Source organism: Bradyrhizobium sp. JHI2711, from assembly GCF_056156565.1.
In genome coordinates this window covers 1-1,488 of the sequence record NZ_JBPZPT010000022.1, presented here as the reverse complement: position 1 = coordinate 1,488, position 1,488 = coordinate 1, and the positions used below count along the sequence as shown (strand labels likewise).

Below are 1,488 nucleotides of genomic sequence, written 5' to 3'. Positions count from 1 at the left end.
CTAGGGCATGCACATATCTCTGAGGCTCCATCCTGCTGAGACGGCGTGGAAGTATTCGAGGCCGTTTTTGAAGGTGATCGGGCCCGGCGGCTTGGACGATGGGTAGCCGTCCCAGCCGCCGAGACGGCCGATGATCCAGGCGGCCCAGGCGAGGCTGTTGGGCGGATGCGGGTTCTTTAGTCGCTTGCTCGCGGCTTCGAGTTGCTGGTTGAGGGCAATGAGCGCGCCTATTTGGCGGTTATCGAAGGCCGCGACAATAAGCTGGCGACTACCGTTGCGGGCCTGCAGAAGCTGGATGGTGATGACGGCCGCCTTGGCGGCGATCGCAACCAACTTGAGAAGACGATCGGCGGATCCGATCTGGCTGTTTTCGAGCTTGAGGCCTTGTGTCTTCAGGACACGGAAGAACTGCTCGATGATCCAGCGCTGCTTGTACCATTGGACGATGCGCCAGGCGTCCTCGGTGCCGGTAACCTCGTGAGAGGTGAGAAGCCGCCAGTGCAGCGGCTCTACGCCGGCCTCGGCATTGACCTCGCGCACATCGACCACCGCCAATGGCAAGCTTTTCGGCAGATGGTGCAGGAACTTACTCTGCGGGCGGGCGAGCTCGATTGCGTCAAAGCGAAGTTCGAGGTGGGCTAGGCGAGCTGGCCGCGCGGCGCGCGCAGGCAGTTGGATCGTACGCCGGTCCACCACGGCCATAACATCGCTGGCCTCATATAGGCTGCTGCGGTCGGCAAGCTTGCGATCATGCATGCTGCGCGCGATGACGTGGAAGTGTTGCTCAGCCGAGCTGGCATAAAGGGCAAAGATATCGCTCTCGCGGTCGCCCAGCACCGTCACCGCCGCGGCCTTGGTAAGCAGCGGCCTTGCCGCCACGGCAGTGGATATCCAGCGCTGCGATTCCTTGTCCGACAGCTCACGTTCGTCGTGCGAGGTCGTGCGGCGGCCTTTGCGCGTCCATATCTGTCCGCTCAAAAGCCCAAGACAGCTGCCGTCGTCGGCATCCACAGCCAGCAGCGGATGCAGCAGCACGCCGTGGCTATTACCTTTTCCGATTTCTCCGAGCCCACGCCGGCGTTGCGATGTGGTGTTGAAGTGGATCTCACTGGTGTCCTGGATCGCCAGCACGTGGCGGCCTTCTACCGCAGTGACCGTGCTTTCGCTCCAGCTTTCGATGATCCGCTCCGCCGTTACCTTTTCATGGCCAAGAAAGCGGTTGAACCGCACTTCCAGCGCGCGGTTCCCCCTGGAGAGCTGCCGAAGGCAGACAGTTCTGCCTGCAACCATGCGTTCAGCGAGCGCCGCCCCCCTTTATCGAGACGACGATCCCCGAACCGGCCCAGCGTCCAGTCAATCCGTGACAACATCGCGGCACCCCCGTCCAAACCATGGAGTGCCGCAATACGAATCACACAGACTCCCGATTCTGGAATCCCCGCGGCGGACCCGAGTCAATCCGTCGCACCAGATATGTGCATGCCCTAG

General features: G+C 62.0%; 1 protein-coding gene. It reads right to left on the bottom strand.

Annotation, left to right across the window (positions count from 1 at the left end; genetic code table 11):
- Positions 1-1,290: an IS4 family transposase gene (locus ACTEK7_RS36610; protein ID WP_225141864.1), complete on the bottom strand. Its 1,290-nt coding sequence runs from the start codon at positions 1,288-1,290 to the stop codon at positions 1-3.
- Between the last annotated feature and the right edge of the window lie 198 nt (positions 1,291-1,488).